This window comes from Cylindrospermum sp. FACHB-282 (assembly GCF_014697195.1).
GTDB lineage: Bacteria > Cyanobacteriota > Cyanobacteriia > Cyanobacteriales > Nostocaceae > Cylindrospermum.
On the sequence record NZ_JACJRJ010000047.1, the window covers coordinates 23,027 to 49,643 of the forward strand.

Annotated in this window: 24 protein-coding genes, 1 tRNA gene and 1 pseudogene; 13 read left to right on the forward strand and 13 right to left on the reverse strand. The window is 44.2% G+C overall.

The genetic code is table 11. The features are described from left to right. Nucleotides 1–189 precede the first annotated feature (189 nt). Nucleotides 190–1,011, reverse strand: a complete 822-nt coding sequence (locus tag H6G32_RS20910; protein ID WP_190461730.1) for a class I SAM-dependent methyltransferase — start codon at nucleotides 1,009–1,011, stop codon at nucleotides 190–192. A gap of 226 nt (nucleotides 1,012–1,237) precedes the next feature. Next, the gene (locus tag H6G32_RS20915) at nucleotides 1,238–1,501 is read right to left on the reverse strand and encodes a hypothetical protein (protein ID WP_190461732.1); all 264 of its coding nucleotides are present in this window, start codon (nucleotides 1,499–1,501) and stop codon (nucleotides 1,238–1,240) included. Between the two features lie 260 nt (nucleotides 1,502–1,761). Between H6G32_RS20915 and H6G32_RS20920 the strand changes: the two genes are divergently transcribed. Both H6G32_RS20920 and H6G32_RS20925 read left to right on the forward strand, forming a co-directional pair. Next, nucleotides 1,762–3,258 (forward strand): GTP-binding protein, encoded by a 1,497-nt coding sequence (locus tag H6G32_RS20920; protein WP_190461734.1) that lies wholly within the window; start codon nucleotides 1,762–1,764, stop codon nucleotides 3,256–3,258. A gap of 102 nt (nucleotides 3,259–3,360) precedes the next feature. Next, nucleotides 3,361–3,807: an SRPBCC family protein gene (locus tag H6G32_RS20925; RefSeq protein WP_190461736.1), complete on the forward strand. Its 447-nt coding sequence runs from the start codon at nucleotides 3,361–3,363 to the stop codon at nucleotides 3,805–3,807. A gap of 15 nt (nucleotides 3,808–3,822) precedes the next feature. Here the strand turns inward: H6G32_RS20925 and H6G32_RS20930 are convergent, their stop codons facing one another. After that, nucleotides 3,823–4,647 carry a SirB1 family protein gene (locus H6G32_RS20930; protein ID WP_190461739.1) on the reverse strand — a complete coding sequence of 275 codons (825 nt, stop codon included), beginning with the start codon at nucleotides 4,645–4,647 and terminating at the stop codon, nucleotides 3,823–3,825. A gap of 518 nt (nucleotides 4,648–5,165) precedes the next feature. On the opposite strand from H6G32_RS20930, the gene H6G32_RS20935 reads away from it, so the two are divergent. From H6G32_RS20935 to H6G32_RS20960, 6 genes and pseudogenes are all read left to right on the forward strand, one after another. Then, nucleotides 5,166–5,561: a hypothetical protein gene (locus H6G32_RS20935; RefSeq protein ID WP_190461741.1), complete on the forward strand. Its 396-nt coding sequence runs from the start codon at nucleotides 5,166–5,168 to the stop codon at nucleotides 5,559–5,561. Between the two features lie 135 nt (nucleotides 5,562–5,696). Then, entirely contained in the window at nucleotides 5,697–5,813 is a 117-nt protein-coding gene (locus H6G32_RS27470) for a PEP-CTERM sorting domain-containing protein (protein WP_375539811.1), read from the forward strand. Nucleotides 5,814–6,063: 250 nt separating this feature from the next. After that, nucleotides 6,064–7,512: a F0F1 ATP synthase subunit beta gene (atpD, locus tag H6G32_RS20945; protein WP_190461743.1), complete on the forward strand. Its 1,449-nt coding sequence runs from the start codon at nucleotides 6,064–6,066 to the stop codon at nucleotides 7,510–7,512. 100 nt (nucleotides 7,513–7,612) lie between these two features. Continuing rightward, nucleotides 7,613–8,026, forward strand: a complete 414-nt coding sequence (gene atpC / locus H6G32_RS20950) for an ATP synthase F1 subunit epsilon (protein WP_190461745.1) — start codon at nucleotides 7,613–7,615, stop codon at nucleotides 8,024–8,026. Between the two features lie 456 nt (nucleotides 8,027–8,482). Next, nucleotides 8,483–10,597, forward strand: a complete 2,115-nt coding sequence (locus H6G32_RS20955; protein WP_190461747.1) for an SPFH domain-containing protein — start codon at nucleotides 8,483–8,485, stop codon at nucleotides 10,595–10,597. A gap of 308 nt (nucleotides 10,598–10,905) precedes the next feature. Next, nucleotides 10,906–11,268 (forward strand): annotated as a pseudogene (locus H6G32_RS20960) (WD40 repeat domain-containing protein); the annotation flags it as partial. Nucleotides 11,269–11,279: 11 nt separating this feature from the next. On the opposite strand, the gene H6G32_RS20965 reads toward H6G32_RS20960, so the two are convergent. Then, on the reverse strand, nucleotides 11,280–11,579 hold the full coding sequence (locus H6G32_RS20965; protein ID WP_190461749.1) for a 30S ribosomal protein PSRP-3: 300 nt from the start codon (nucleotides 11,577–11,579) through the stop codon (nucleotides 11,280–11,282). A gap of 236 nt (nucleotides 11,580–11,815) precedes the next feature. Here H6G32_RS20965 and H6G32_RS20970 point away from each other — a divergent pair, with 236 nt between their 5' ends. Continuing rightward, nucleotides 11,816–12,604: a TIGR01548 family HAD-type hydrolase gene (locus H6G32_RS20970; protein WP_190461751.1), complete on the forward strand. Its 789-nt coding sequence runs from the start codon at nucleotides 11,816–11,818 to the stop codon at nucleotides 12,602–12,604. Between the two features lie 223 nt (nucleotides 12,605–12,827). Here H6G32_RS20970 and H6G32_RS20975 read toward each other — a convergent pair whose 3' ends face one another. Further along, a complete protein-coding gene (locus H6G32_RS20975) occupies nucleotides 12,828–13,634 on the reverse strand; it encodes a tetratricopeptide repeat protein (protein ID WP_190461753.1) in 807 nt (268 codons plus the stop codon). A 215-nt stretch (nucleotides 13,635–13,849) separates the two neighbouring features. Continuing rightward, nucleotides 13,850–14,950: a Holliday junction branch migration DNA helicase RuvB gene (ruvB, locus tag H6G32_RS20980; protein WP_190461754.1), complete on the reverse strand. Its 1,101-nt coding sequence runs from the start codon at nucleotides 14,948–14,950 to the stop codon at nucleotides 13,850–13,852. 196 nt (nucleotides 14,951–15,146) lie between these two features. Here ruvB and hisF point away from each other — a divergent pair, with 196 nt between their 5' ends. The 3 genes from hisF (at nucleotide 15,147) to H6G32_RS20995 (ending at nucleotide 16,393) form a co-directional block, all read left to right on the forward strand. Beyond that, the gene (gene hisF / locus H6G32_RS20985) at nucleotides 15,147–15,920 is read left to right on the forward strand and encodes an imidazole glycerol phosphate synthase subunit HisF (protein ID WP_190461756.1); all 774 of its coding nucleotides are present in this window, start codon (nucleotides 15,147–15,149) and stop codon (nucleotides 15,918–15,920) included. Between the two features lie 99 nt (nucleotides 15,921–16,019). Then, a complete protein-coding gene (locus H6G32_RS20990) occupies nucleotides 16,020–16,211 on the forward strand; it encodes a hypothetical protein (RefSeq protein ID WP_190461758.1) in 192 nt (63 codons plus the stop codon). 109 nt (nucleotides 16,212–16,320) lie between these two features. After that, nucleotides 16,321–16,393 (forward strand) — tRNA-Ala (locus H6G32_RS20995). A gap of 570 nt (nucleotides 16,394–16,963) precedes the next feature. On the opposite strand, the gene H6G32_RS21000 is transcribed toward H6G32_RS20995, so the two are convergent. Together H6G32_RS21000 and cysC are read right to left on the reverse strand one after the other, a co-directional pair. Next, nucleotides 16,964–17,806, reverse strand: a complete 843-nt coding sequence (locus H6G32_RS21000; RefSeq protein ID WP_190461778.1) for a linear amide C-N hydrolase — start codon at nucleotides 17,804–17,806, stop codon at nucleotides 16,964–16,966. A 42-nt stretch (nucleotides 17,807–17,848) separates the two neighbouring features. Next, nucleotides 17,849–18,415: an adenylyl-sulfate kinase gene (gene cysC / locus H6G32_RS21005; protein ID WP_375539812.1), complete on the reverse strand. Its 567-nt coding sequence runs from the start codon at nucleotides 18,413–18,415 to the stop codon at nucleotides 17,849–17,851. A gap of 445 nt (nucleotides 18,416–18,860) precedes the next feature. Between cysC and H6G32_RS21010 the strand changes: the two genes are divergently transcribed. Continuing rightward, entirely contained in the window at nucleotides 18,861–20,540 is a 1,680-nt protein-coding gene (locus H6G32_RS21010) for an ArnT family glycosyltransferase (RefSeq protein WP_190461761.1), read from the forward strand. Between the two features lie 30 nt (nucleotides 20,541–20,570). On the opposite strand, the gene H6G32_RS21015 is transcribed toward H6G32_RS21010, so the two are convergent. The 5 genes from H6G32_RS21015 to H6G32_RS21035 form a co-directional block, all read right to left on the reverse strand. Next, complete coding sequence (locus H6G32_RS21015; protein WP_190461764.1) at nucleotides 20,571–21,305, reverse strand: HAD family hydrolase; 735 nt, start codon at nucleotides 21,303–21,305, stop codon at nucleotides 20,571–20,573. Between the two features lie 363 nt (nucleotides 21,306–21,668). Beyond that, nucleotides 21,669–22,745, reverse strand: coding sequence for a 30S ribosomal protein S1 (locus H6G32_RS21020; protein WP_190461766.1), 1,077 nt, complete (start codon nucleotides 22,743–22,745; stop codon nucleotides 21,669–21,671). Between the two features lie 303 nt (nucleotides 22,746–23,048). Then, nucleotides 23,049–23,153 carry a photosystem II reaction center protein T gene (locus tag H6G32_RS21025; RefSeq protein ID WP_071604841.1) on the reverse strand — a complete coding sequence of 35 codons (105 nt, stop codon included), beginning with the start codon at nucleotides 23,151–23,153 and terminating at the stop codon, nucleotides 23,049–23,051. A 141-nt stretch (nucleotides 23,154–23,294) separates the two neighbouring features. Then, nucleotides 23,295–24,827: a photosystem II chlorophyll-binding protein CP47 gene (gene psbB, locus H6G32_RS21030; protein WP_190461768.1), complete on the reverse strand. Its 1,533-nt coding sequence runs from the start codon at nucleotides 24,825–24,827 to the stop codon at nucleotides 23,295–23,297. 988 nt (nucleotides 24,828–25,815) lie between these two features. Beyond that, nucleotides 25,816–26,142 (reverse strand): hypothetical protein, encoded by a 327-nt coding sequence (locus tag H6G32_RS21035; RefSeq protein ID WP_190461770.1) that lies wholly within the window; start codon nucleotides 26,140–26,142, stop codon nucleotides 25,816–25,818. Nucleotides 26,143–26,617: the final 475 nt, after the last annotated feature.

Consider the following 26,617-nt stretch of genomic DNA (forward strand, 5'->3'; position numbering starts at 1 on the left):
ATTTGCTTCTACAGGCAGATAAAAATAATACTTGTCTCAACATTTCACACTTAGTCAATTGCTACAAGTCTCTCATTTTTATCTACTGGTGCTTTTATCCTCCAATCAAGCAGCAGCGATAGCACTGGTAACACTAACCACCAAAATCCTTATTCTTTGCGACTTTGCGCGAAACAAAGACAAATTCACCTAAACTTTTTTAGCAACCTGAAAAGCAGAGATGTAGTTTATCTGAATACTTCCCCCGTAGTTTTGTTCTATCTTTTCCCGCAAAGCTGCAAATAAAGCATCCCTAGTTGGTGTATCTAGCTTTAAATACGGTGTGAGAGTGCTTAAAAGCAGCAAATAATTATCAGCGCTATAGGTGGCTTGACAGGGAATTTGCTCAGAATATATATCTTTAAATCTTCCTGATTCAATGGCTGTTTTTCCTAAAGCTTTGACTATCTCTTCTTGGGTTTTTGTATCTTCATATCGCGCTAATGAGGGAGCATTAATTTTATAAACCTCATGTAAATCTTGGTATACCTCATAATTAGGTTGAGGTGTCATATTCCACAGCAAAATCAATGAACCATTACTTTGTAAAGTATCAGCAGCTTTTGCACAACCAACATCAGGATTTATCCAATGAAAGGAAGTCGCTGCTAAAACTGCGTTAAATCTCTCAGTCTCTAATTCCCATTCTTCAAATGTGGTTTGCTGAATCTCTACTTTTGGATATGCTGCACAATTTTGTCTGGCAAAATTACAAGCTTCTTTGCTGGGTTCTAGACAGAGAATAGAAAAGCCTAATTTGGCAAAGGGTACAGTTGCAATACCAGGGCCACAGCCTAACTCAAGAATGGCGGCTTCAGCAGGAATTTGGGATACTTCCACAGCACGATTAATGAGTTTTTTTGGATAGCGTGGTCTGAATTTGTTATAGGCTTCTGCTACATTTGAATACCAGTTTTTTCTCTGTTCTAACTCTTGAGGAAATAAGTTTTTTAGTTGTTCTAATTCTTTCATGATATATTCTCACTGATGGTTGCTTAACTGAGCAATTGGGGTAATCTCTGAGTTAATCCCATTTTCAGGGTATTGAAAAAAAGCGGATCGCCTTTCCGAAGAATTGGAAAAGTGACCGCCTTTTTGTGGGTTGATTTTCAGTGAAAGTAGTAGAGCTTCTGATAGGTAGCTTTCAGATGCAAATATTGCCCAATAAAGTTACCCAGTCAAACTTTTCGGACATTGCTTATTGCTTTCCTTCCCCAGCATCAATTAATTTAGCTAGGGATTTAGGATCGAAGTAATGCAATGATTCAGCTAACTGCAAAAATTTGTTATATTCCTTTTTGGTGTATTCAGTTGGCTCATAGCCTAAAACTTTACAGAACTTAAGATAATCAGACCTCCAGCGGAAATCATTGATGGCGGTACTAAACCGCTTTGCTATTATCTTAGCTTCAGGCGAGGTAGTGGGTCTATATAAGTCGTAGCTCTCATCTATGTCGGTCATGCTGTTCACCCTGTTTGCTTAATCGTGGCTTAGAGATGAGGTGTAATACTGGGCAGTGCAATCACCTACCTATAAACCAAATAAAGTATATTCACTTAATATATTACAACATCATAGTACTGAGTGCTAACAATTATCGTAACTTCATGCTAGGAGTGTTAAGTGCGGTATTACTCAATGGATTTTTTCTCTATCTCCCCAATGTCCTGGTAAAAATAACTAGGATCAGAAACGAGGTCAATCCAAAAGTCAAAATTGATATGCCTTCAACATTGCCCGAACCCCATAAAAGCGATTCACCGAACACTGAAGCCAATTCTCTTAGCTGGGAAGAAGAACTGGATAGCGCCATTTTCACTTTTGAAGATATTCAGACAGAACTCAATTACAAACAAGCAAAAACGGCGCTGCGAAATTTGGTTAGCAATCTCGACCTCACAGCCCAGGAAAAATCCGGTTTGGAAGAAGAAATCGCTGATTTAGAAACTATGCTGGGGAAGTTAGAAGGCATGGTGGTGCAGATTGCGGCCTTTGGTATGGTGGGACGTGGTAAGTCTTCCCTACTCAATGCCTTAGTTGGGCAATCGGTGTTTGAAACAGGGCCCTTGCATGGTGTTACCCGTGCGGAACAACGAGTTAATTGGAGTATTAGTGAAGAGGTGATTGGCAAAACTGAACGCGCTTTTAGAGTTACCTTACCTGCCATTGGTCAATCTCAGGTGGAATTAATTGACACACCTGGATTAGATGAAGTAGATGGTGAAACCCGCGCCACATTAGCCCAACAGGTGGCAAAACAGGCAGATTTAATTTTGTTTGTGATTACTGGTGATATGACAAAGATAGAACATGAGGCCCTTTCCCAATTGCGGGAAGCGGGTAAACCCATCATTCTCGTGTTTAATAAAGTAGACCAGTATCCAGAAGCTGACCGGATGGCAATTTACCACAAAATCCGGGATGACAGAGTGCGGGAGTTAGTTTCACCGGAAGAAATTGTCATGGCAGCTGCTTCACCGCTGCTGAAGACGGCAGTTCGTCGCCCTGATGGTACTAGGGGTGTACAGTTGCGTTCAGGTAATGCCCAAGTTGATGATCTGAAGCTGAAAATTTTGGAGATTCTGCACCGTGAGGGTAAAGCTTTGGTGGCCCTCAACACGATGCTTTTTGCCGATAACGTCAATGAGCAATTAGTGCAGCGGAAACTGATGATTCGGGAAGAGAATGCTAATCAGTTGATTTGGAAGGGTGTGATGACGAAGTCCGTGGCGATCGCACTCAATCCTGTAACTGTAGTAGATATACTCAGCAGTATTGTTATTGATATTGCTTTAATTTTGGGTTTATCCCAACTCTACGGCATCCCGATGACAGAAGCCGGTGCTGTAAAATTGCTACAAAAAATCGCCCTGAGCATGGGCGGTATCGGTGCTAGTGAACTGTTAGCAAACTTAGGCTTGAGTGGACTAAAAACTTTACTGGGGATCTCTGCATCAGCCACAGCTGGTCTTTCCCTGGGGCCCTATATCTCTGTAGCGCTAACTCAAGCAGGGGTAGCTGGTGTTTCTTCTTATGGAATTGGACAAGTAACCAAAGCTTATTTAGCCAATGGTGCGACTTGGGGAGATGATGGGCCAAAAGCTGTAGTTAATCGGATTTTAGCAACCCTTGATGAGACTTCTATTCTCAATCGCATCAAAGATGAATTGCAACTCAAGCTAAAACTAAAAAGACGAAAAACGGGGATTAGCGATTAAGATATTTAGTCAGCCTTGATCTTTGGAAACAATCTAGCCAATCTGCTGGCAATGCTTGATTTTGCGCTAATCTAAATTCAGCAACAGCATCAAAGATGTAGAATGTCCCAAGTTTTGGAGCAATCGATTCAAATTAATGCCCCAGCTACGGCAGTAGAGCGCTGTTTTACCGATCTAGCTCTCATGCACCGTTGGCTGAACCCCGTTCTCAGCTGTGAACCGGTAGGGGGAGTTTGGAGTACTGATATCGGCAGTCAAAGCCGCTTTGTGATTCAAATTCCTTTACTAAAGCCCACGTTAAACAGCGTTGTCGTAGAACGACAGCCGGGTTTAGTCGTCTGGAAATTCCAGGGATTTTTCCAAGGATGCGATCGCTGGGAATGTCAACCAGTAGAAAACGGTACACTTCTACTGAACCGCTTTGAGTTTAAGGTTCCCAACCCTCTTGTGAGTTGGGGTTTCCAAACCTTTGCTGCATCTTGGACAAAACAAGATATGCAAGCCCAACTGCGTCGTCTCAAACGAGTTGCAGAACAACAATCCAATTAAAAATGTTTGAGTAGTTCACGCATCTTTCCCCAATTTAGCCAGCAATCGGCGAATCATTACTGCATCCTCGGCATCAGGAACCTTGGCTAGATAACCTTGGAAGTCTTCTATAGCTTGGGGATAGCGATGTAGTTGATAGTAGAGAAGACCGCGATCGCGCAATTCTATGGCTACATCAGGAAACAGGAGCAAAATTCTTTCAACAACAGCTAAACTTCTTTTTAAATCCTGTTGTTTGAGGTAAATATATTTCAAATTCGTCAGCATCCGCGCCAAAAATTGCCGATGGCTGACTACGGCAAAAAACTCTGGTCGTAGCGTCACCGGTTGCTGATAAATTTGCTCAAGCCTTTTCTGACAATCTTGTGCAAATATTACTTCACCACTATTGAAGGCATCAACAAAAATTTCTATATCTGGAATATCTGGACGAATTAGGAAATGTCCTGGCATCCCCACCCCAACCATTGGGAAATCAATCCTGCGGGCAACTTCCAGATAAACCAGCGCCAAAGTAATGGGAATTCCTTGACGGCGTTCAATTACATCATTTAAAAAACTGTTGCGCGGGTTGTAATAGTCTGTTTCATTACCACTAAAACCCAAATCTTCGTATAAATACTGGTTAATAGTTTGAATCAGCCGCAGCGGATAACGCGAAGATGGCAAGCGTTCCTGTAATTCCACTGCCATTGTATCAAGAGCATTGAGGTATTCCTCTGGGTCAAGATTAGGGTATTCTTCCTGAGCGATGTACAAAGCTGCCTTTGCCAAGTTGATACACTCGTCAGGTCGTTGAATCTCTTGGTAAAAATACTGTCGTGCTGAAGAGAAATTCATAAACAATAGGATGAAGCGACAGGGGTCAAAGTCAATAGTTTTCTGTATATACCCTTATGTTAAAGATATTGAGAGGATTTGGAACTATGAACCGCCAAAAATCACAGAAAAAGGAGAATGTAAAGATGGTTCATGAAACGTCTATTTTAGAGAAAAAGTGAGAATTTATTATGGATCAAGAATAATTGCTAGATTTCATCCCTATTTTTGAGCAAAAACACCCAAAATATCAGAATTAGTCAATAAAAAGCTTTTTAAGCGACTTCTGCCTAAACAAGATTTTCACTAAACTTCATGATTATTTTATGTATAAGCACCGCTTCTAACTTTTGATAGATGCAGTTATAAGCCTTTTTACGTAAATGCTTTGACCCTTACTCTTCTATACTAGTAGCTTTTTTGTCAGCAAATATTCTGTGAAGTAGGCGAAAAAAGCTTTCCAAGCCTTAGATGACCGTAATAGTATCAGCAGTATTGATCGATGCCAAAAAAATTTGTTTCCAAGAGAAAATAACAGGATGGCGATTGTAAACATATTGACAAAATTATCACTAGCTACAACAGGAGCAGCAGTTGTTGCTCTGGCTGTAGCAGGAACAGCACAAGCTGGAACTCTCAATAACAGTACCGGATTAAATAATCCTACTCAAACCATCAACTTTAATGAGTTTCCTCTTGCTCAGGGCGAGCAGGTCACAAACCAGTTCTCCAGCTTGGGAGTAACTTTTACCAATCTCTATAACCTTAGTGTACCCAATAATGTTTATCCCAAAATAGCAGGTAATACCCTCACAAACTATGATTCCAATACTTCTACTATCAATAATCCATTTTCCATTAAATTTAACAATACTCTAACTGAAGCAGCATTTACACTGGTAACCAACCCAGGGACATCAACATTAACTGCTTGACTGAATAGTGTAGTCGTTGAAACATTTACTGCCACTACCGATATATCAGGGAATTTCTATGGGTTCACAGGTATTAACTTCGACGAAATTGTAGTTAACGCAGGAGGATTTAATAATGCAGCTATTATTGACAACATTCAAACCTCCAAATCTGTCCCAGAACCTGCGTCTCTCATGGGTATCTTAGGCTTAGGTGTTTTCGGCATTACCTCACTTCACAAACGCAGACAACAAGCCGCAATTAAAGCATAAATCTATTATTCAATATAATTCAACCTTTGCCGTGTCAACTCCAGACATGGCATTTTTGATTGTGGGTCGGAATCAGCCCGGCTCTATTAGTCGTTTAAAATCAAGTTATTTGGAAAAATCACCCAGCTACTTTTTAAGGAATTGCTAAGGGCGTTAGTCCTCCTCCAGTGGTAGAGTGTAAGGTGACATCGCTTGATTTTATGTCTTCTAAGACCCTTTCTGAAATATAGCTTCAATCACTAGGCGCAGCATGGTCACCACCGCAGAAAAAACAAACATTGGTTTCATTACCCAAATCATTGGTCCAGTTGTAGACGTTAAGTTTCCCGGCGGGAAATTGCCGCGAATCTACAATGCTTTGACCATCAAAGGCACCAACGAAGCTGGACAGACAATCAACCTTACCGTCGAAGTACAACAACTGCTGGGCGACAACCAGGTGCGGGCTGTTGCTATGAGCACCACCGATGGCTTAGTGCGTGGTTTGGAAGTTGCCGATACTGGCGCTCCCATCAGCGTACCAGTTGGTAAAGCCACCTTAGGTCGCATTCTCAACGTTCTTGGCGAACCCGTAGACAATCAGGGGCCTGTGAATGCTGAGACCTCCTTACCCATCCACCGCTCTGCTCCCAAATTCACTGAACTGGAAACCAAACCTTCCGTGTTCGAGACCGGGATTAAAGTTGTTGACCTCCTGACTCCCTATCGACGCGGCGGTAAGATTGGTCTGTTCGGCGGTGCTGGTGTTGGTAAGACCGTAATCATGATGGAGTTGATTAACAACATCGCTACCCAGCACGGCGGCGTGTCCGTTTTTGCTGGTGTGGGTGAGCGCACCCGTGAGGGCAATGACCTTTACAACGAAATGATGGAATCTGGGGTAATCAACAAGGATAGCCTCAATGATTCAAAAATTGCCCTAGTTTACGGCCAGATGAACGAGCCACCCGGAGCAAGAATGCGGGTTGGTCTTTCAGGATTGACAATAGCTGAGTACTTCCGGGATGTTAGTAAGCAGGACGTGCTGCTGTTTATTGACAATATCTTCCGGTTCGTGCAAGCGGGTTCTGAAGTGTCGGCGCTTTTGGGTCGGATGCCTTCAGCGGTGGGATACCAGCCCACTTTGGGAACAGACGTAGGTGAACTGCAAGAGCGGATTACCTCGACCACAGAGGGTTCAATTACCTCAATTCAAGCTGTGTATGTGCCTGCGGATGACTTGACTGACCCTGCACCTGCAACCACCTTTGCTCACTTAGATGGTACAACAGTATTGTCTCGTGGTTTGGCATCTAAGGGTATTTATCCGGCGGTTGACCCCCTAGGCTCCACCTCTACCATGTTGCAACCCAACATTGTGGGTGATGACCACTACAATACTGCCCGTGCGGTGCAGTCAACTCTGCAACGTTATAAAGAACTCCAAGACATTATCGCCATTCTTGGATTAGATGAATTGTCAGAAGAAGACCGTCTGATTGTGGCACGGGCGCGGAAGGTTGAGCGTTTCTTGTCTCAGCCGTTCTTTGTGGCTGAAGTATTTACCGGCTCTCCTGGTAAGTATGTGAAGTTGGAAGACACCATTAAAGGGTTCAAGCAAATTCTGTCTGGTGAGTTGGATGCTTTGCCAGAGCAGGCTTTCTACTTGGTGGGCGATATTAACGAAGCGATCGCCAAAGCCGAAAAGATCAAAGGTTAATCGGTAATCGGTAATTGGTAATTGGTAATCGGTTTTCTCATTACCCATTACCTTTTTCCTAGTTACCTTTTCCCCAATCACCAATGAGCAATTAGTGAATATGCCCCTAACCGTTCGTGTAATTTCCCCAGATAAGACAGTTTGGGATGCCGTAGCTGAAGAGGTAGTTTTGCCTAGCACTACTGGTCAAGTAGGTATCCTCAGTGGACACGCGCCTCTGTTGACCGCCCTAGATACGGGTGTGATGCGAGTCCGTGCCAGCAAAAATCAAGATTGGCAAGCGATCGCACTTTTGGGTGGCTTTGCCGAAGTAGACGATGATGAAGTGACAATTCTGGTAAACAGCGCTGAACGTGGCGACAAAATTAACCTAGAAGAAGCCCGTACCGCTTTTAACGCAGCACAAACTCGCCTAAATCAGGTGGCAGCAGGCGATCGTCAAGCACAAATTCAGGCAGCCCAAGCCTACAAACGTGCCCGCGCTCGTTTTCAAGCCGCTGGCGGTTTGGTGTAAATCATTACTTATTAAAAATCGTATTTGTAGGGTCAGTCAATAGCTTGCCCTACTTTTTTTTAATGAAGATATCAGCCTTGGGAAGACTTTTAATAAGTCCTCTTTAAGGCAATAGATAATTATACAAGCTAATAAACAGTGTCAAGTCGCTTCGCTCCAATTCAAAATTCAAAATTCAAAATTCCCCGAAGGGGTTGACTTTGTTGCTTATCTTGCCCAGGACTTACGCAACTGGCATGGCTTTGTAGGGTGCGTCAGACTCGATAATTCGGTAACTATCAATAGATTTTCGATATCTGACGCACCCCACAATCTTATATTGAGTGTGACAGGTAGCTTTAGCCCTATTGCCATTGGGCTGAATGCTGATAAAAATTACACCAAGTTTAAGAAAACTAGCTTGACCCTTGTGAAGTGATAACTTGAATAATTTAGTTGCCCTGAAGGGCACATATTATGAAAAGTTTTTCATCTTCCCTTGGTAAGAGTAAACAAAATAAAGTAGCTCGTTTGGCAGCCTCTGTGGTAGCGACATTAGCGCTAGCCGGCGGTATTAATTCGGCACTTGCCACTGTAAAAATACCTGCTGCAAAACAAGTTTCAGCCTCATCAGTCCAACCGGCTCAAATTGAACCCCCCACTACCCAGTTAGCAACCAGCCAGACTCAATATCAAGCAATGGGAATCGAGCCGTTTACGCTGATTCCTATTGTGTTAGTAGGTGGTTTCGTCATCTTTATCCCCCTATTCTTTGGCGGACTGGTGGTCATCAGTGAACGTGAAGTCGGCATTGTGGTGAGAAAGTTTACCCTTTCCGGGCGTGGACTGCCTGCCGGACGGTTGATTGCCCTCGACGGTGAAGCAGGCTTGCAGGCAGATACTCTAGCGCCTGGTTGGCACTGGGGTTATTGGCCTTGGCAGTATTCGGTGCGAAAAGAGTCGGTAGTTGTTGTCCCCCAAGGTGAAATCGCCTTAATTGTGGCAGCAGATGGCGCATCCAACCCACCGGAGCGGATACTGGGTAAAATAGTTGATTGTGACAATTTCCAAGATGCCCGGAAATTCCTCACCCACGGTGGGGAAAAAGGTCGGCAAATGGGTTTTCTCACAGCAGGTACATACCGCATCAACACTGCTCTGTTTAAAATCATCATTGCGTCAAATGCCTCTACTCAGGGGATGAATCCAGAACATTTGCGGGTGTACAACCTGGCATCTGATAAAGTGGGTATCGTCACCACCCTGGATGGTTTGCCCATTACCGCTGGTGAACTGGCAGGCCCCATCATTAACGGACACGATAACTTTCAGAATGGTCAGAAATTTATTAACGGTGGTGGAAGACGGGGTTTGCAAGAGCAGACTTTACTTTCTGGTTCTTGGAACTTAAATCCTTGGTTTGTTCAGGTTGAACAAGTGCCGATGACAGAAATTCCGATTGGGTATGTGGGGGTGGTGATTTCCTTCGTTGGTAAAGCGAATCAAGATGTCAGCGGTGCAGCTTTCACCCACGGTAACTTGGTGAATCAGGGACATAAGGGTGTGTGGGTGGAACCTCTGTATCCTGGTAAGCATCCGATTAATTCTCGGATTATGAAGATTGAATTGGTGCCAACGACCAACATCGTTTTAAACTGGTCAGGTCGCACCGAACGCCACAGCTATGATGCTAAACTAGCATCCCTAACGGTGCGATCGCGTGATGGGTTTGCTTTTGATTTGGAAGTAGCGCAAATTATCCATGTCGGTGCTTTAGATGCCCCAAAGGTAATTTCCCGCGTTGGTGTGATGCAAAATTTGGTAGACCATGTACTAGAACCTACCATCGGCAACTATTTCCGCAACTCTGCTCAAGACTATACTGTATTAGACTTCCTCACTGCCCGGAGTGAACGACAAGCAGAAGCGGCTGATTATATTAAAACAGCACTGCGGGCTTATGACGTGCAAGCGATTGACACCCTCATCGGTGATATTCAGCCGCCAGCAACGCTAATGCAAACACAGACAGACCGGAAAATTGCGGAAGAAGAACGCAAAACTTATGAAGTCCAGCAGATGGCGCAAACCCAACGTCAGCAACTTGTCCGGGAGACAGCCTTGGCTAATATTCAGCAAGAAATGGTGAAATCTGAGCAGAGTGTGCAGATTGCTGACTTGAAAGCCCAAGCGCAAATTAAGCAGGCCAATGGTGAGGCAGAATCAACAAAAATGCGGGCAATTGCCGAAGCTGAAGGTATTCGAGCCACAGGTAACGCTAAAGCCGAAACCTATCGTGCTGGTGTGGAAGCTTTGGGTTCACAAGGTTACACAGCAATGCAGTTGATGCAAATTATTGGTGATGGTCATGTCCGCCTAATTCCCGATATCCTTGTTGGTGGCAGCAACGGCAGCACTAACGGTTTGGTGGATGGGCTGCTGTCGATGATTTTGTGGAATCAAAATCAAACTGGTAAGCCAGGTGAAGGCACACCCACGCCTTTGCACACACAACCTGTAGTTAGTAAAACACAAGCGATCGCACAAAATGGTAATCCGCCTATAGTTCTGGAATTACCGACAGATAAGTAACATCTTCTGTTATAGCAACGGACAGGAAGCTTAGGACAACAATCAGTTCACAATGTACGCTTGTTGAAGGTGTCTACCGCCGGCTTGTCCTAACGGCTTTGTCTACTGCTATAGTTGTAAAACTTACCCATCAAGTAATAAATGTAGGGGCAATTCACGAATTGCCCTTACAGAAAATCAAGGGTTTCACATCATTTTTGCGTAAGTCCTATAAGCAAACAACTGACATTTGCAGACAAATTATTTTTTGTGGGGTGGGACAAAAAGCCCACCCTGTAACTTTGGTAGAAAATTGTGCTGATACAAGAACGTTATTAAGCACCCTTTCAGGTCACCCATGGGCGGTTTTGACAGTCGCTTTTAGTCCCGACGGAAAAATTTTGGCCACGGGTAGCGACGATAACACAATTAAATTCTGGAACATCAACACTGGTCAGCTAATTGGCACACTTTTAGTCCATTCTTCGTCGGTTGTGGCGTTGGCTTTGACTGCTGATGGTGAAACGCTGATCAGTGCAAGTTGGGATAAGACAGTTAAACTCTGGAGGGTCAGCAGAGCCGAAGAAATTACTACTGCCGTTGCTGTTAGCCCTGTTGCACAATTGATTGCAAGTGGCAGCAGGGACAAGACCATGAAACTATGGCAACTTGTGGAACAGCAGGGGAGTTAATTAGACAAGAATCAAGCGCTACCTGTAAAGGCAACTTCTGGGAATTTGGATTGTGCTTCTACCATGGGACGGTTTCTGCCTTCCTCTTGCCAGTAGTTAATCACTTCTGTTGCTTTGTTGAGCAACTCGACGCGATCAAGGTCAGTAATCCAGTGTTTTGACTCTAGCTCTTTTTTTAGCTCTTCCCAGGCATCATTTCTGGGCCAGAAAAAGTACTTAGTCAAAGGACTGGTGCCTTTGCCGACAACTTGATCGACTGCTAGGGCGACGTTTTCGTCTAACCAAAGAATTTTTAAAATGAACTTGGTCAATTACACCTCCGGGAAATATCCGGGTTTTACTTACTAATTTTGCGATCGGCACCAGCGGGGATGACGACAAATTCGCCTTTTCCATACACGCTTGGCGATGCCTGGGTTGGGCTATGCCAACGCCTATTTTAACCCAATACCTCACGAGATGACGAGATAGTCATTGGGAATTGGTCAATAGTTGACAGTCTACAGCCAAAAAAACAAAAATAAACAATCTTAAATTTAACTAATCCATGACTCAACCAACAAGAGCTATCGTTGTTTTCGATATTGACGGGGTTGTGCGCGATGTCGGTGGCTCCTATCGCCGAGCGCTCGCTGATACTGTAGAGCATTTTACCGCCCAAGCCTATCGCCCAACATCACTAGATATTGACCAGTTGAAATCTGAAGGCATCTGGAATAACGATTGGGAAGCCTCCCAAGAATTCATTTACCGCTACTTTCAAACTCAAGGGCAGACCCGCGAACAACTACAACTGGACTACAAAACAATTGTGGCTTTTTTTCAATCCCGTTACCGAGGCACAGACCCTGAAAATTGGACAGGGTATATCTGTAATGAACCTTTACTGCTACAGCCTAGCTATTTAGATCAACTTACCCAAGCTGGGATTTCCTGGGGATTTTTTAGTGGTGCTACTCGTGCTTCTGCTACTTATGTTTTAGAAAAACGCCTGGGCTTGCAGTCTCCATTATTGATTGCAATGGAAGATGCACCGGGTAAACCTGACCCCACTGGACTTTTCACCACCATTCGCCAGTTAGAAAATGGACTTGACAACAGACGAACTATATTGTATGTGGGGGATACGGTAGCAGATATGTACACCGTAGAAAAAGCGCGGGCTTTGGATGATTCTCGTACTTGGATTGGAATAGGAATTTTACCACCCCACGTCCAGGAAACAGCGGCCCGTCGTGATGCCTATGAATCGTCACTAATCGCAGCTGGAGCAGCGGTGGTTTTTAGCAACGTCCAGGAATTGACTCCTCGACAAATTCAGGCACTGGAAAGCTGAAACGCCCCATTAATATTTTCTGGGCAATAACTTGTAATAGTTGTTACTAAAAATTATTACTTAGACTCTCCTGTTTCGGTTAAGGCCTCAGTTCTACAAATAGCAAATAACTATGAAAGTATTTGATGGACCAAAAACTCCCGCCTTTTTACAAGAAACAGACGGGAGTTTGAAAGCCCCGGAGAAACAGGCGCACAGCGCCATATTAGGAATATAAATGCCTCTACTGGAGTTTCAAGAACTTATCCAAAGCTGCCACCATGCTGGGAGGCCAACGGCGGATATTTGTCACCCAGTCCATATCTTTATAGCGGCTATCAAGTCCATAGGCGGCTACCCAGTTGCTTTCGGCTTCGCCTTTTTGTCCAGCTACCCAGTAGGCTGCTGTCAAGGCGGCACGCATATCGGCAAACTTGGGATATCTGCGGACGATATTCCGCATCTCGCGGATAGCTTGGTCTATTTGACTAGTTTCATACAAGGCAAGGGCATAGTTGGCACGGGCAAAAGCAAAATTTGGGGCGATTTCCGTTGCTTTTTTGTAGTCGGCGATCGCATCAAGCCATTTCCCTAAACCTGCTTTGGCATTGCCGCGATTATTATAAGCCATTGCATCATTGGGATCTAGTTCTAAAACACGATTATAATCGGCGATCGCATCAACCCATTTTCCTAAACCCTCTAACGCCGTACCACGGTTTAAATAAGGGTCTGTTACATTGGGGGCTAGTTCTATAGCTTTGTTGTAATCTGTCAGTGCTGCTTGCAATTTATTCTGACTAACGCGGGAATTTCCCCGATTACTCCACGCCCCGGCATTAGTGGGAAACGAATCTATAATCTCTGTCCAATAGCGTTCGGCCGTCGCAAAATCACCTTTATTCGTGGCTACAAAAGCTCGAGTTGCCAACTCATCCCCTTGTTGTAACTGCTCTTGAGTAATATTTGGTGGTTGGGATTGTGCCATAACTGGTGTACCCCAGCCAAACACAAGTAACAGACTGAGAAAAATACCAATTAATTTAATCATTTAGCTCTTTGTGGTGTGCAATCCAAAATTAATCATAGGGCATTGGTGATTGGTGATTGGTGATTAGAAAAAACCGATTACCGATTACCGATTACCAATTACCGATTACCGATTACCGATTACCGATTACCAATTACCGATTACCGATTACCGATTACCGATTACCGATTACCGATTACCGATTACCGATTACCGATTACCGATTACCCAGTCCTTCACAGCAAAGACAACTGTTGATTAGGCGGCTTGAATCCCAAATGCTTATATGCAGCGGTTGTTGCCAACCTACCACGGTGAGTCCGGCTTAAATAGCCAATCTGCATGAGGTAAGGTTCATATACTTCTTCAATTGTTTGGGTATCTTCACCTGTGGCGGCGGCGATTGTTTCTAACCCGACTGGGCCACCATTAAATTGTTCAATAATCACACTTAGCATCCGGCGGTCTGTCCAATCTAAACCGCAGGGATCTACTTGAAATAGATGCAGTGCTTCGGCGGCAACAGTTTCTGTAATTTCTCCTAATTTTTTTACCTCTGCATAATCACGGACTCGCTTTAGTAGGCGATTAGCAATACGTGGTGTGCCTCTAGCACGTCGGGCAATTTCGGCGGCACCATCTTCCCTAACGGGGGTTTGGAGAAATTGAGCGGTTCGCAGTACAATCTGGCTGAGTTCATCAACTTCATAAAATCGCAGTTTTTGAATTAAGCCGAAGCGATCGCGTAGTGGTGAAGTCAGGGCACCTGCACGAGTTGTTGCCCCCACTAGGGTAAATTGTACCAAGGGTATACTTCTAATGCGAGCGCTAGAACCCTTGCCCACAGTAATATCTAAGCGATAATCCTCCATCGCTGGATAGAGAATTTCTTCAGTCATGCGCGAGAGGCGATGAATTTCATCAACAAATAAAATATCTCCAGGTTTGAGGTTTACCAATAGCCCGACTATATCCCGTGGACGTTCTAGGGCTGGCGCACTGGTAATTTTATAGTTGACCCCCATCTCCGAGGCTAAAATCATCGCCATTGTGGTTTTACCCAACCCCGGTGGGCCATACAACAATAAATGATCCAGCACTTGACCCCTAGACTTAGCCGCTTTGATGGCAATATCCAGCACGTCCTTTAAGTCTTTTTGGCCAATATAATCAGCAAATCGCTGGGGACGAATACTATCTTCCTGCTTACCTTGTTCATCAATAGCGGCTTCGGGTTGCAGCATATTTTGCTGGGGGGGTGCTGTCACCGACTCTCGACGCTGTTTTGGTTGTCTGTCGGGATCTGGAGGCTGTTTTTTCGAGGAGATGATCGCCATAACTCAGCTATTGGGGTTTGGGTTTTGGGTTTTGGGGATTAGGGATTGGGGTTTGGAAAATTCTTCCCCAGTCTCCAGTCCCCCATTTACGCCGTAATCAGGAGAATAAGCAAGGATGAGAAAATTTTCGGCTGGAAACACGCAAGGCAATTTAGAATTTAAATTCTAGACAATTACCGGGAGTGCAAAATTTATTATGTTATCTAAAAGAATCTTACCGTGCTTGGATGTCAAGGCGGGCAGGGTTGTCAAAGGAGTTAACTTTGTCAACCTGAAAGATGCAGGCGATCCGGTAGAACTGGCTAAGGTCTATAACGAAGCCGGTGCTGATGAGTTAGTGTTTCTGGATATTACGGCGACTCATGAAGACCGAGACACGATTATTGATGTGGTGTACCGCACCGCAGAACAGGTCTTCATTCCCTTAACTGTGGGTGGTGGTATCCAATCCTTAGAAAATGTTAAAGGTTTGTTACGAGCCGGTGCAGACAAGGTTAGTATTAATTCTGCGGCAGTGCGCGAACCAGACTTGATTAATCAGGCAAGCGATCGCTTTGGTAATCAGTGTATAGTGATTGCAATTGATGCTAGACGAAGAGTTGATCCTAGTAACCCTGGTTGGGATGTGTATGTGCGCGGGGGTAGAAAAAATACTGGCATTGATGCCTTACTGTGGGCGCAGGAAGTAGAAAAGCGGGGGGCTGGAGAACTGTTAGTTACAAGTATGGATGCTGATGGTACTCAAGCAGGTTATGACCTGGAGTTAACAAAGGCGATCGCAGAATCTGTAGAAATTCCTGTTATTGCTTCTGGTGGTGCAGGTAATTGTGAACATATTCATGCTGCTTTGACAGAAGGCAAAGCAGAAGCGGCATTACTCGCATCCTTGTTACATTATGGGCAATTAAGCGTAGCGCAGATTAAAAACCATTTGCGCGATCGCTCTGTACCAGTAAGATTGCCCTTCTGAGCGAAGATGTGTCAACCTCCTACATATATCTCAGGTTAGACACAGTTTTCCAAAAGAGTGTTAATATAAGTTCACAAGTATTAAGTAATATTAAGAAATATGTTGATTCCTATTTTAGTTTTTGATGTGGCACTAGTGGCCTGGTCGTTGCACCTGATGGAAAAAGCCTACCAGCATAAAGAATTTTCTTTGATGTTGGCTGGTACATTGGTTGCTCTGGCAGCTGCGGCGATGTTAGTAGTATATTTCCTCATGGGGCATTGTATGACCTATTTGTTGCAAGTCTCCTAAGTGAGTACTCGCTGCCCAGGAGCAAAAAAAATATAGTTCAGATTTAATTAATAATGACTTGACAAACTAGCACTAATTAAGTAAATATTAAAGTATTATTGAACTGTAAGGGGTTATAGCGCAGTTGGTAGCGCACCTCAATGGCATTGAGGGGGTCAGCGGTTCGAATCCGCTTAGCTCCATTTATAAAATGACAATTAAGGATTGTTAGCGGGAGTTTAACTCTGCCGTTACAAAAAGCCGCAGTCACGCTGCTAGAAGCGATGAAAGCCTGATACAGAGAGTATTCTGCTAATTCTCAAGGGTATGGATTGTGCGATTACCTGCGGTAGTCCGAGTGCACATCGCCCCCGCAGCATCAGTTTATCATTGGGAACGGTATAATCTCTAAAGCTATTTGGCACAGCTTTTTTGTACGGCACAGCAGTGGTTTGAGGCTCCTAAATTTCAGAGGCTTCAATTGGTACAGGTTTCTGGTAGGTGGAAAGGATGTTGAAAACAGGTCATCAAGTCCTTAGCGTAAGTTTCGCAATGGATGCTTATTTCACCCCTACCTCGGCGGAGACTCTTGCGGATACTCTTATTGATGCCCTGAATGGATTTAAACCCTTTTATCGTTCAGGATAAAAAGGTTTATTTATTACTTGCTTAATCCGGAAAGTGTCAAAAGAGGGATAGGTCTTGTTGACATAAGTAGACCTATCTTTTTTTACCACAAAACGCTACACTCTTTGCCCTATAAGATTTTAAGGCTATGTTGTCGCCCCATCAGCCTCCAGGAACTTGAAGGGTTCTGCCGGCTCGAACTGCGCTGCCACGTTCCCGGCGAAGACTGTTCCGTTGGTTAGTGTGAGTTTCTTCGTCGATCTTCCCTCAGCGAAGTCGATGTCAGCTATATCTACCCAGAACACGTTCGGGCTGATCGTTGACTCGAAGTAGTAGCACTTGTTCTTGTGATCAGACACAGTTCGCCAGAGCGTAGATGAGATGTTGGGTTCGCCGCCTGGTACTGAGATTCCGCGAGGCACCGATACGTTGCGAATCACTGAAAAGGCGTTGGCTATGGCTTCTTCGGTGCTATCTGGATTGTCAGGAATGGCATTGATGTAGAACGAGGCTCGTACAAACCGATCTGCCGCGCGATTAGTGCCAGGAAGCATGATGAGACCACCAATCTGCTGCCAATAAGCGTTGAGGGCGAGTTGCTGATCGTAGGTCGGCGAGTTGGTCATGACCTGATAATTGCGATCATGATGAATCTTCAGCTCACCGCCGATATATTCAAAGATAGCGGAATCACCTGTAGGGTACGAAACTGCCAGGTGCACGGTGCCGGGGTGGCCGTCTGGCGTGGTTACCGCCACAACATAAAACGGCTCCTCGCTGAGTGAGTTCACGGCTTCTGCAACCGTTGCATAGTTGTCGAGCACGTATTGCGCCCAAGCTGAAACGCACAGAAGCGGATGTTTCTCAACCTTCGATGTCGGCGGGTACTCAGATTCCACGAGATACAGAAGGCTAGCTACCAAACCTTTCTCGTTTATACCGTCGCACGTACCGGCATCGGGTTCAAACCCGCTAGTTATAACGCTAATGCATTAGTAAATATAAGTTGTCTAATAGCAGGTATCGGACAATTAGCAAATATATCCCTTGTGTTCTAGCTTGACAATTACTTTGCTCACACTTTCTGTAACTGTTTCTAAGTCTGTAAAGCAGACAATTTCAGGATTAAGTGGTGCTTCATAGGGGTCGTCAATTCCTGTGAAATTTTGAATTTTGCCTGCTCTAGCTTTAGCATACAAACCTTTAACATCACGAGCTTCGCAGATTGCCAAAGGTGATTTAACATAGACTTCAAAAAAGTTAGTTGTATTCTGGCGAATTTCTTGGCGAATTTGCCGATAGGGACTGATAGCAGCTACTATGGCAATGATACCATTTCGACTTAGCAAGCCTGCCACAAAACCCAGTCTGCGAATATTAGTATCTCTGTCTTCTTTGCTAAAACCTAAGCCTTTTGATAAATGGGTGCGCACTATATCACCATCTAGCATTTCAACCCGACAATTTCTGCTTTGGAGAACAGTCATCACGCCTAAAGCGATGGTAGTTTTGCCTGCTCCACTCAACCCTGTAAACCACAGTGTCACACCTGAATGATTCAAGTTTTTTAATCTCCTTATGCCCTCTTTTTTACTCAGTTTATCTGCAATCTTCCTCTCTGTGTCTGGAGCCTCTGGAGATAAGATTTTAGGACTTACGCATTGACAAAAAATGGTAAATATGTTCATTGGTTTTATTCATTGAAAGTCCTATAAATTGTGCGTTAGGGAACGCACACTACGTGTAGGATGGGTAAACAGACGCATCGAAAAAGATTGTGCGTTAGGGAACGCACACTACGTGTAGGATGGGTAAACAGACGCATCGAAAAAGCCGGAAAAGAGGGTAAATTTATAAAGGAAAGTAAGTCCTAAGCTATAGCGTCTCGTATCGCCAGAGGTGAGGCTGCGCCAGCGCGGTAGCGTTGCGGAGCAAGATGAGGTAAGATTTCTACTTCCGGTCTTGAAGACTAGGGGAACTGGTGAGGGTCTGGTGCTAGTCTAATCAAGCTGGAAGCTACATATTGGGTAGGAAATTGAATAAATGCAAATAGCTCAGAAATGGTTGGCTGAGAAAACTAATCAGTCAGTGCTTTTATTGCTGGTTGGGGGGCTGCTGTTTCGAGCCGTGATTGCTTTCTGCTTTTACCCTACCTTTGATGAAGCTTATTACTATATTTACAGCCTGCATCTAGACTGGAGTTATTTTGATCATCCAGTGCTAGTGGCGCTGACAACTGGTTTTGGCCCGTGGTTGACTGGGGAAGTATCCCAATTTACGATTCGCTTAGGGGCGCTGATTTGTCACACGGGCAGCTTGATACTGTTGTATTTAACTAGCTTAAGACTATTTTCTGCTAAAGCTGCGCTTTTGACATTAGCGATCGCCACTATTTGTCCCATTTTTCAAATTGGCTTTGGCATCCTCAGCTTACCAGACAGTCCATTGATACTTTTTTGGTCAGCTAGTTTATATTGTGCCGTCGATGAATTTTTACCACAACCAGAGAATCAAAAACACAGTTTTTTATACCAACCCACTTACCGATTAGCCATCCTGAGTATTTTGGTGGGATTAGCCTGTTTGAGCAAATATCACGGGTTTATTCTCGGCTTTGGTTTAATCGGTTTTTGTTTAACGAGTCCACGCCATCGTGCTGCTCTTAACTCCCCTTGGGCATGGCTAGGACTAGGCTTATTTATCCTCACTATTTCCCCAATGTTGTTTTGGAATATACAACACGATTGGGTATCATTTCGGTTTCAGTCAGAGCGAGCAGTACCCAAGAGCGGCTACAATTTGCTAAGTGTCGCACTCACCTGTTTACTGGGAATAGCTTATATGTTCCCAACCATCGGCTTTCCCCTTTGGTGGGTGAGTATGCGATGGGCTACGCCCCGCCGTTGGCGATCGCTAATAACTCAAATAAAGCAACTTTTTTCGCAGAAATCACTCACCAAAAGCGGAGATTTAGACACTACCAAGCTATTAATTTTATGGGTATCTCTCCCCCTAATTTTAGGGTTTACACTTATGGGAGGATATCGGCAAATATTGCCAGCTTGGACAATGCCAGGATTTTGGGGGATAACTTTGCTATTAGGGCAACAAGCTATCATTTGGGAGCAGATGTCCCGGCGATGGGTGCGGCGATGGCTTTTAGGTTCGGCAATTATGGTTAGCAGCATATTACTTATTCTCTTGCTGCAAGTAACAACCGGAATCATCCAAAAGCCTGGACAATACGCCCTAATGGGAGGGTTTTTACCTCCCAAAGACGACCCCTCTACAGAACTAATTGATATTCAACAACTGCGGCGCGGCTTTGCTCAATCTCCTGTTCTCACTGCGGCTTTAAAAAAAGCTAGCTTTATCTTCACCAATCGCTATTACATAGGTGGGCCAATTGCCATGTCCCTAAAATCCATAGCGCAGATACCGATTACTTGCTTTGATATTGGCAATGATCAGGGTGTTAAAGATCAACGTGGTTTTGCTTTTTGGTCAAAAGCTGATCAATGGCTGGGAGAAGATGCGCTGTACATCACTACGGCCCCCTTTAATCTGAGAAAAGACTTGATGGCTAACTATCGAACTTACTTTAGTAGCCTAAATGAAATCGAAACAATCCCGATTCGCCGGGGTGGGGTAGTGATCAACAACATTTATGTCTATCAAGCTAAGACACTCCTCAAGCCTTATCCCCGATCTTACGGGATTTGAAAAGAATGCTCAATTGAAAGCTGCGATCAATCAATCTTCCACAATCTGAATTTCATCAAGTTGGTTAATTACCACATCCGCACCTCGGACATGATCTGACTTACCCACCCAAGTGATACCAATGCAGCCGGCGGCTTGAGCATGACGCGCCATTTGCATATCACCGACAGAATCACCTACCATTAATGTAGTCCCCGGTTCCACTTCCAAGGCTTGGCAAGCTTGTAAAAAGAGTATTGGATCTGGTTTACTTGGCCCCTCATCTACTCCCATTTCTAGTTGGATGTAATCGCTTAACTGGTGATTGGCAACAAATTTCTCCACTTCTTGAGTTGTGGCTGCTGAAAGAATGCCGAGTTTTAACCCTGCTGCTGAGAGAGACTTCAACACTTCTAAACTACCCACAAACAGCGGTGAGGGAGTTTTACCAATGAATTGTTCCGCTTCTGCTAAAGCTTGACGGGCGATTTTTAAGGACTCAAACCAGCCTCTACCAGTTTCGGCTATATATGCCGCTGCTGCTATTTCTGTTTCTCTGCGACTGGCTACGGAGATTAAACCGGCTGGATCTAGGCGATCGCTATTTATCCCAAAAGCCATTAACAACGGTTCCCCAATTCCGGGAATTTGGGCATCGATCATCCTAGCACCTCTTTGTCCAAGCGATCGCAAATAAACTTCTGAGTCTTCTAAAGTCCCATTTTTATCAAACAAAATCGCCTGGATATTAGAAAACGTGCTGTTTCTACATTTAATAGTTGCCAAAATATTTCACCCCACAAAGATCAATTTTAGATTTTAGATTTTGGATTGGGAATACTCATGATTAGACTAAGTAAGTAGGCGAAAAGAAATTAAAGTATGTTAAGCAAAGTAAAAACTATTGAAATTTCCTCGTCGTGAGGGCTTCAGCCATCTTTCGTAGGGCTAAAGCCCTCACTACCAACCTTGAATTATTTACGCCAACCTACTTAGTTCATCGATTTGAAACAGCCTATGCCAATGTGATATAAATCAATTCAAAATTCAAAATCCCTAAAAACTATTCTCCATAAAAAAAGAGGGAAAATCCCTCTTGATATAATGCTGTAATGCTGTTAGTTGCAGTTACCTGCAACTATAAATCTATTACTCTTCAATAGCTGCTGGAATCTCTTCTTCAGTTTCCGTTGCTGCTGGAATCTCTTCTTCAGTTTCCGTTGCTGCTGGAATCTCTTCTTCAAGTTCCATTGCTGAGGGGATATCTTCCTCAGCTAAAGCTTCCACAGCTTCTACCGGTGCAGCCGGCGCAGCAGTAGCACCCTGCTGTTTGGCTAGCAGCTGTTCCCGATACTTAGCTGCCATTTCTTCAGCCTTATCATAAACCAAATCACGGTTCTTAATCATATCACCGGGTTCGGGTTCTAGCTGTTTAGTAGACAGAGAAATCCGACCCCTTTCTGCATCCAAGTCAATGATCATGACTTTGACTTCATCATTGACATTGAACACGCTATGGGGTGTATCAATATGCTCGTGGGAAATTTCCGAGATGTGTAATAGTCCGCTGACGCCACCGATATCGATGAAGGCACCATAAGGCTTGATACCGCGAACAGTACCAATCACTACCTCGCCAACTTCCAAGCGGTTCATCTTGCGCTCAACCAGGGCCCGACGGTGGGAGAGAACTAGGCGGTTACGTTCTTCATCTACTTCTAGGAATTTCAATGGTAGTTCTTCACCTACCAATTCTTCTTTCGGTTTGCGAGTACTGATGTGAGAACCGGGGATAAAGCCGCGGAGTCCCTCAATTCGCACCAAAGCTCCACCACGATTAGTCGCAAACACGCCAGAACGGACAGTAGCATCTTCTGCTTGCAACTGCCGTACTCGCTCCCAAGCCCGCATATATTCAATCCGACGAATCGAGAGGGTTAGCTGACCATCTTCGTTTTCATCGGTGAGAATGAAAAATTCCCGTGTTTCGTTTGATTGTAAGACTTCTTCCGGGCTATCCACCCGGTTAATAGACATTTCTTGTATGGGTATATATGCTGCTGTTTTAGCACCAATGTCAATCAGAGCGCCGCGCGGCTCTATACTGAAGACAGTTCCTGGCACAATATCGCCAGGGCTAAAGTGATAATCGTATTTGTCAAGTAGAGCAGCGAAATCTTCGTGAGTAAATCCAATTTCTGTAGCGGTTAAGTTCTGATTGACCATGCTGATTCGTTCCTGGTTCTAGTCTCCGTAAAGGTTTTGCCACAACTCTCGATGTATTTGCAAGCGCTTCATATAGTAGTCTACACTTACATCCGTTTTTATCGTAGCGCAGAAAAGCTAGTATTATCACATATTAACTTCCAGATAGAAAATTATATCATAAATCAAAAAATTATTAATAGGTGATGGCTAAAAGGCAATATTGGAGGATCTTAAAAAATACACAAACGCGAATATCCGTTGCTACCATGCTCAGTAACAACGGATAGAAGGTTTATTTTTCCTTACCAGTCTGGTGTTGACCTACTTATCTTTTTTCTCAAAGCGAGGGGGTTCGCGAAATGCGATCGCAAAAAAGAGAACACCTATTGCCAAGGTCAAAATCAAGATGTATGCAACGCTTTCCATATTATAAGTTCCTATTTATCTAGCCAGCTATATTTAGTGTACCAAGCTTGGGGATTGGTAATTGGTAATTGGTAATTGGTAATTGGTAATTGGTAAAAACTATTACCCATTACCTATCACCCATTACCCATTACCTAAAAGTTAGAGAGCTTCCTTCCGGCGGCGGGTTGACTTGTCACCCACTTTCTGGAACAGACCCCACTCAACTTGTTCTTCTAGATCCGCCTCAACACCAGCAAACACATCTCGGTAGATTGTCCGAGAGCCATGCCAGAGGTGACCAAAGAAGAATAGCAGAGCAAATACAGCGTGTCCAAAGGTAAACCAACCTCTAGGACTGGTGCGGAATACACCATCAGAGTTCAAGGTTTCCCGGTCAAATTCAAAGATTTCACCGCCTTGAGCCTTACGAGCATATTTCTTGACGTCAGCTGGCTCTGTAAAGGTCTTGCCATTCAGATTACCACCGTAGAAGCTGACAGTAACACCAGACTGTTCAAAGCTATACTTGGATTCTGCTCGACGGAAAGGAATATCAGCGCGGATAACTCCATCTTTGTCGGTCAGAATTACTGGGAAGGTTTCAAAGAAGTTGGGCAGACGACGTACGGTCAACTCCCTTCCTTCAGAATCTTTGAAGACCGCGTGGCCTTGCCAAGACTGAGCAATGCCATCGCCCTTGTCCATAGCACCTGTGCGGAATAGACCGCCTTTAGCGGGGCTATTACCTACATAATCAAAGAAAGCAAGTTTTTCGGGGATTTGCGCCCAAGCTTGTTCAAGGGTAGCACCTTGAGCAACGCTAGTTTGGACGCGGCGCTCAATTTCCTGACGGAAGTAGCCCTGATCCCATTGATAACGGGTAGGCCCAAACAGTTCAATTGGGGTGGTAGCGTTACCGTACCACATAGTACCAGCTACGATAAAAGCGGCGAAGAAAACCGCAGCAATACTGCTAGAAAGTACTGTTTCAATGTTCCCCATCCGCAGGGCTTTGTAGAGCCGTTCGGGGGGACGAACTGTGAGGTGGAATAAACCAGCGATAATGCCAACAACACCAGCGGCAATGTGGTGAGCCACGACGCCACCAGGGTTAAATGGGTTAAACCCAGCTGGCCCCCACTCTGGAGCTACTGGCTGGATGCTGCCACCTACACCATAGGCGTCAGAAACCCACATTCCCGGACCAAATAGTCCGGTTAGGTGAAAAGCACCAAAGCCAAAACAGAGAAGACCGGATAAGAACAGGTGAATGCCAAACATTTTTGGCAAGTCTAGGGCAGGTTCACCGGTACGGGGGTCTCTAAAGATTTCCAAATCCCAGTAAACCCAGTGCCAAACGGCAGCTAGGAATAACAGACCAGAGAGAACAATGTGAGCTGCTGCAACGCCTTCAAATGACCAGAAACCAGGATCAGTAGCTGCTGCGCCAGTGACGCTCCAACCACCCCAAGATTCGGTGACGCCTAAACGTGACATGAAGGGCAAAACGAACATCCCTTGACGCCACATTGGGTTGAGAACTGGATCACTGGGGTTGTAGATAGCCAGTTCGTATAGTGCCATCGAACCGGCCCAGCCTGCCACCAAAGCAGTGTGCATCAAGTGTACAGAAATCAGCCGACCTGGATCGTTCAGAACGACTGTATGTACTCGGTACCAGGGTAGTCCCATTGACTACGCTCCTCCTCGATGAATGAATTTATGTTTACAAAGCAATTTTCTTACCTAGGTTCACCAAGGGCGGAATCCACCGCTTAGAGAACTTTCTGAGTTTTTGTTATTGCCAAGAGCCTGAGTTTTACCACAGCTTAGTCTTTCTTAATAAGTCAGACACTGTGGGTAGTTTGGCAATGGTTATCCGCTTTACATAGCTTTACCCTGTGAAGTGGCGATCGCCTTTGGCGGGCCGAGTGCCCATGGCCAATATTTAGTCCTAGCGGGTTCATAATGAAGACGTTTGGACTATAGGAGGTGCTAACTTTCAGGAAATCGCCTGTTGGGCGTCTACGCAATCACCAAGCAAAAATGAGAATGTTTTAAAAAGTGTAACTATTGATGGCACTGTTTGCAAGTGTTTGACACTCTCAGGTCTAAAGACACCCTCGATTCTTTAATCAACGAGCTAACTTGCTCCTGCTGGATTACTCCAACCGGAGTAGAGGTCAATTCTCCTAAAGCGTGAATGACCGTATCCCTACTGTACTCAATTATTTTTTTTAGATTTTAAGTCTTGTCAAAATTTAGCTTTCCTAAACTGCTACACCGTTAGGTATGACTACGCACTCAACCAATTTAGTTAAGTTTTTACGTTGTTTAGTTATACTTAGATTTTAGACTTATTCTAACCCTAATATTATCACATTCACCGAGAATTAGGCGACTAAAGTCGCATGAGTTGCTTATCTTTCAGCACTCTTCGTGTCTGAGCTTTACGCTTACTGAGTAATCCTGTAAATAGTTGCAACTAAGTAGCCTGTCGCCGGAATTTGCCCACCAATCTCCGTCACAGGTTAAATTTTTTGATTATTTTCTTATTTTTAATCATAAGTTTGAGGTATGGGGCAGATCAATCAATTCTAGTTCTCCCCTTCTCCCTTAAGTCGCCGAAAGAGTGCTGTTTGGAATCCCCACCCTAGCCAAGCTGGTGGGTGGGAAAATGTCAATGAACCATCAGTTGGATATTTTGCAACTGACACTTTGCCTCAGCTGCACCTAGGCGTTCTATTACCTGCTCGGCACTCATCAAACGCTTGAGTACTACTTGGCCAATGGCGTCACTAGTATTTACTGGTGTGATTGGCTTGACTTCTACGGTGACAATTGCATCTTCAACTCGATAAAGCCATAGCAATTCTTTGTCTTCCATTAGGCAAATATTCAGTTGCTGAATATCTGGTTGGCGTCGCCATGCGGTTATTTGCCATAGTCCATCAGATGCCCAGACTCTGCCAATTGCCCATCCCTCAGATAGAAAGAAATACTTCACTGTCTTGGTCTCACTTTTAGACTCTCAATTTGCGGTTCAGAACATGGCAGTCATCTTAGTCGCTGATGTATAAAAACGAGATGCGTAAGTAAAGCTATTTAGTTGCTCACCCAAGCAGCAGGCAAAACCCCTGCTTTATACTTCTTTAGCTACTATGCAAGGCTGACAAACCTATTGCCTGATAACTATGAATTTACGACAAATTTAGCCAATGTTGTAAATTTTAATTAAATAAAAACTTTTGTTTAATCAACTTAGTCCAAACTCTATATTTTTGTCATCAAGCTGGCTAAATTATCCGCAGTTTATTGCACTCCCCTATCTTAAATAAACTTAATTGTAAAGTTTAGTAACCGTAATCATATAGGACTAATATTTGATTTTTGAAAAAGCTCCGTACATCTGAAGGGTGGGAAAATCAAAGGTAGTGTGTCGGATAAACCATTCAAACATCCATTTTAAATGAGAGAATGTT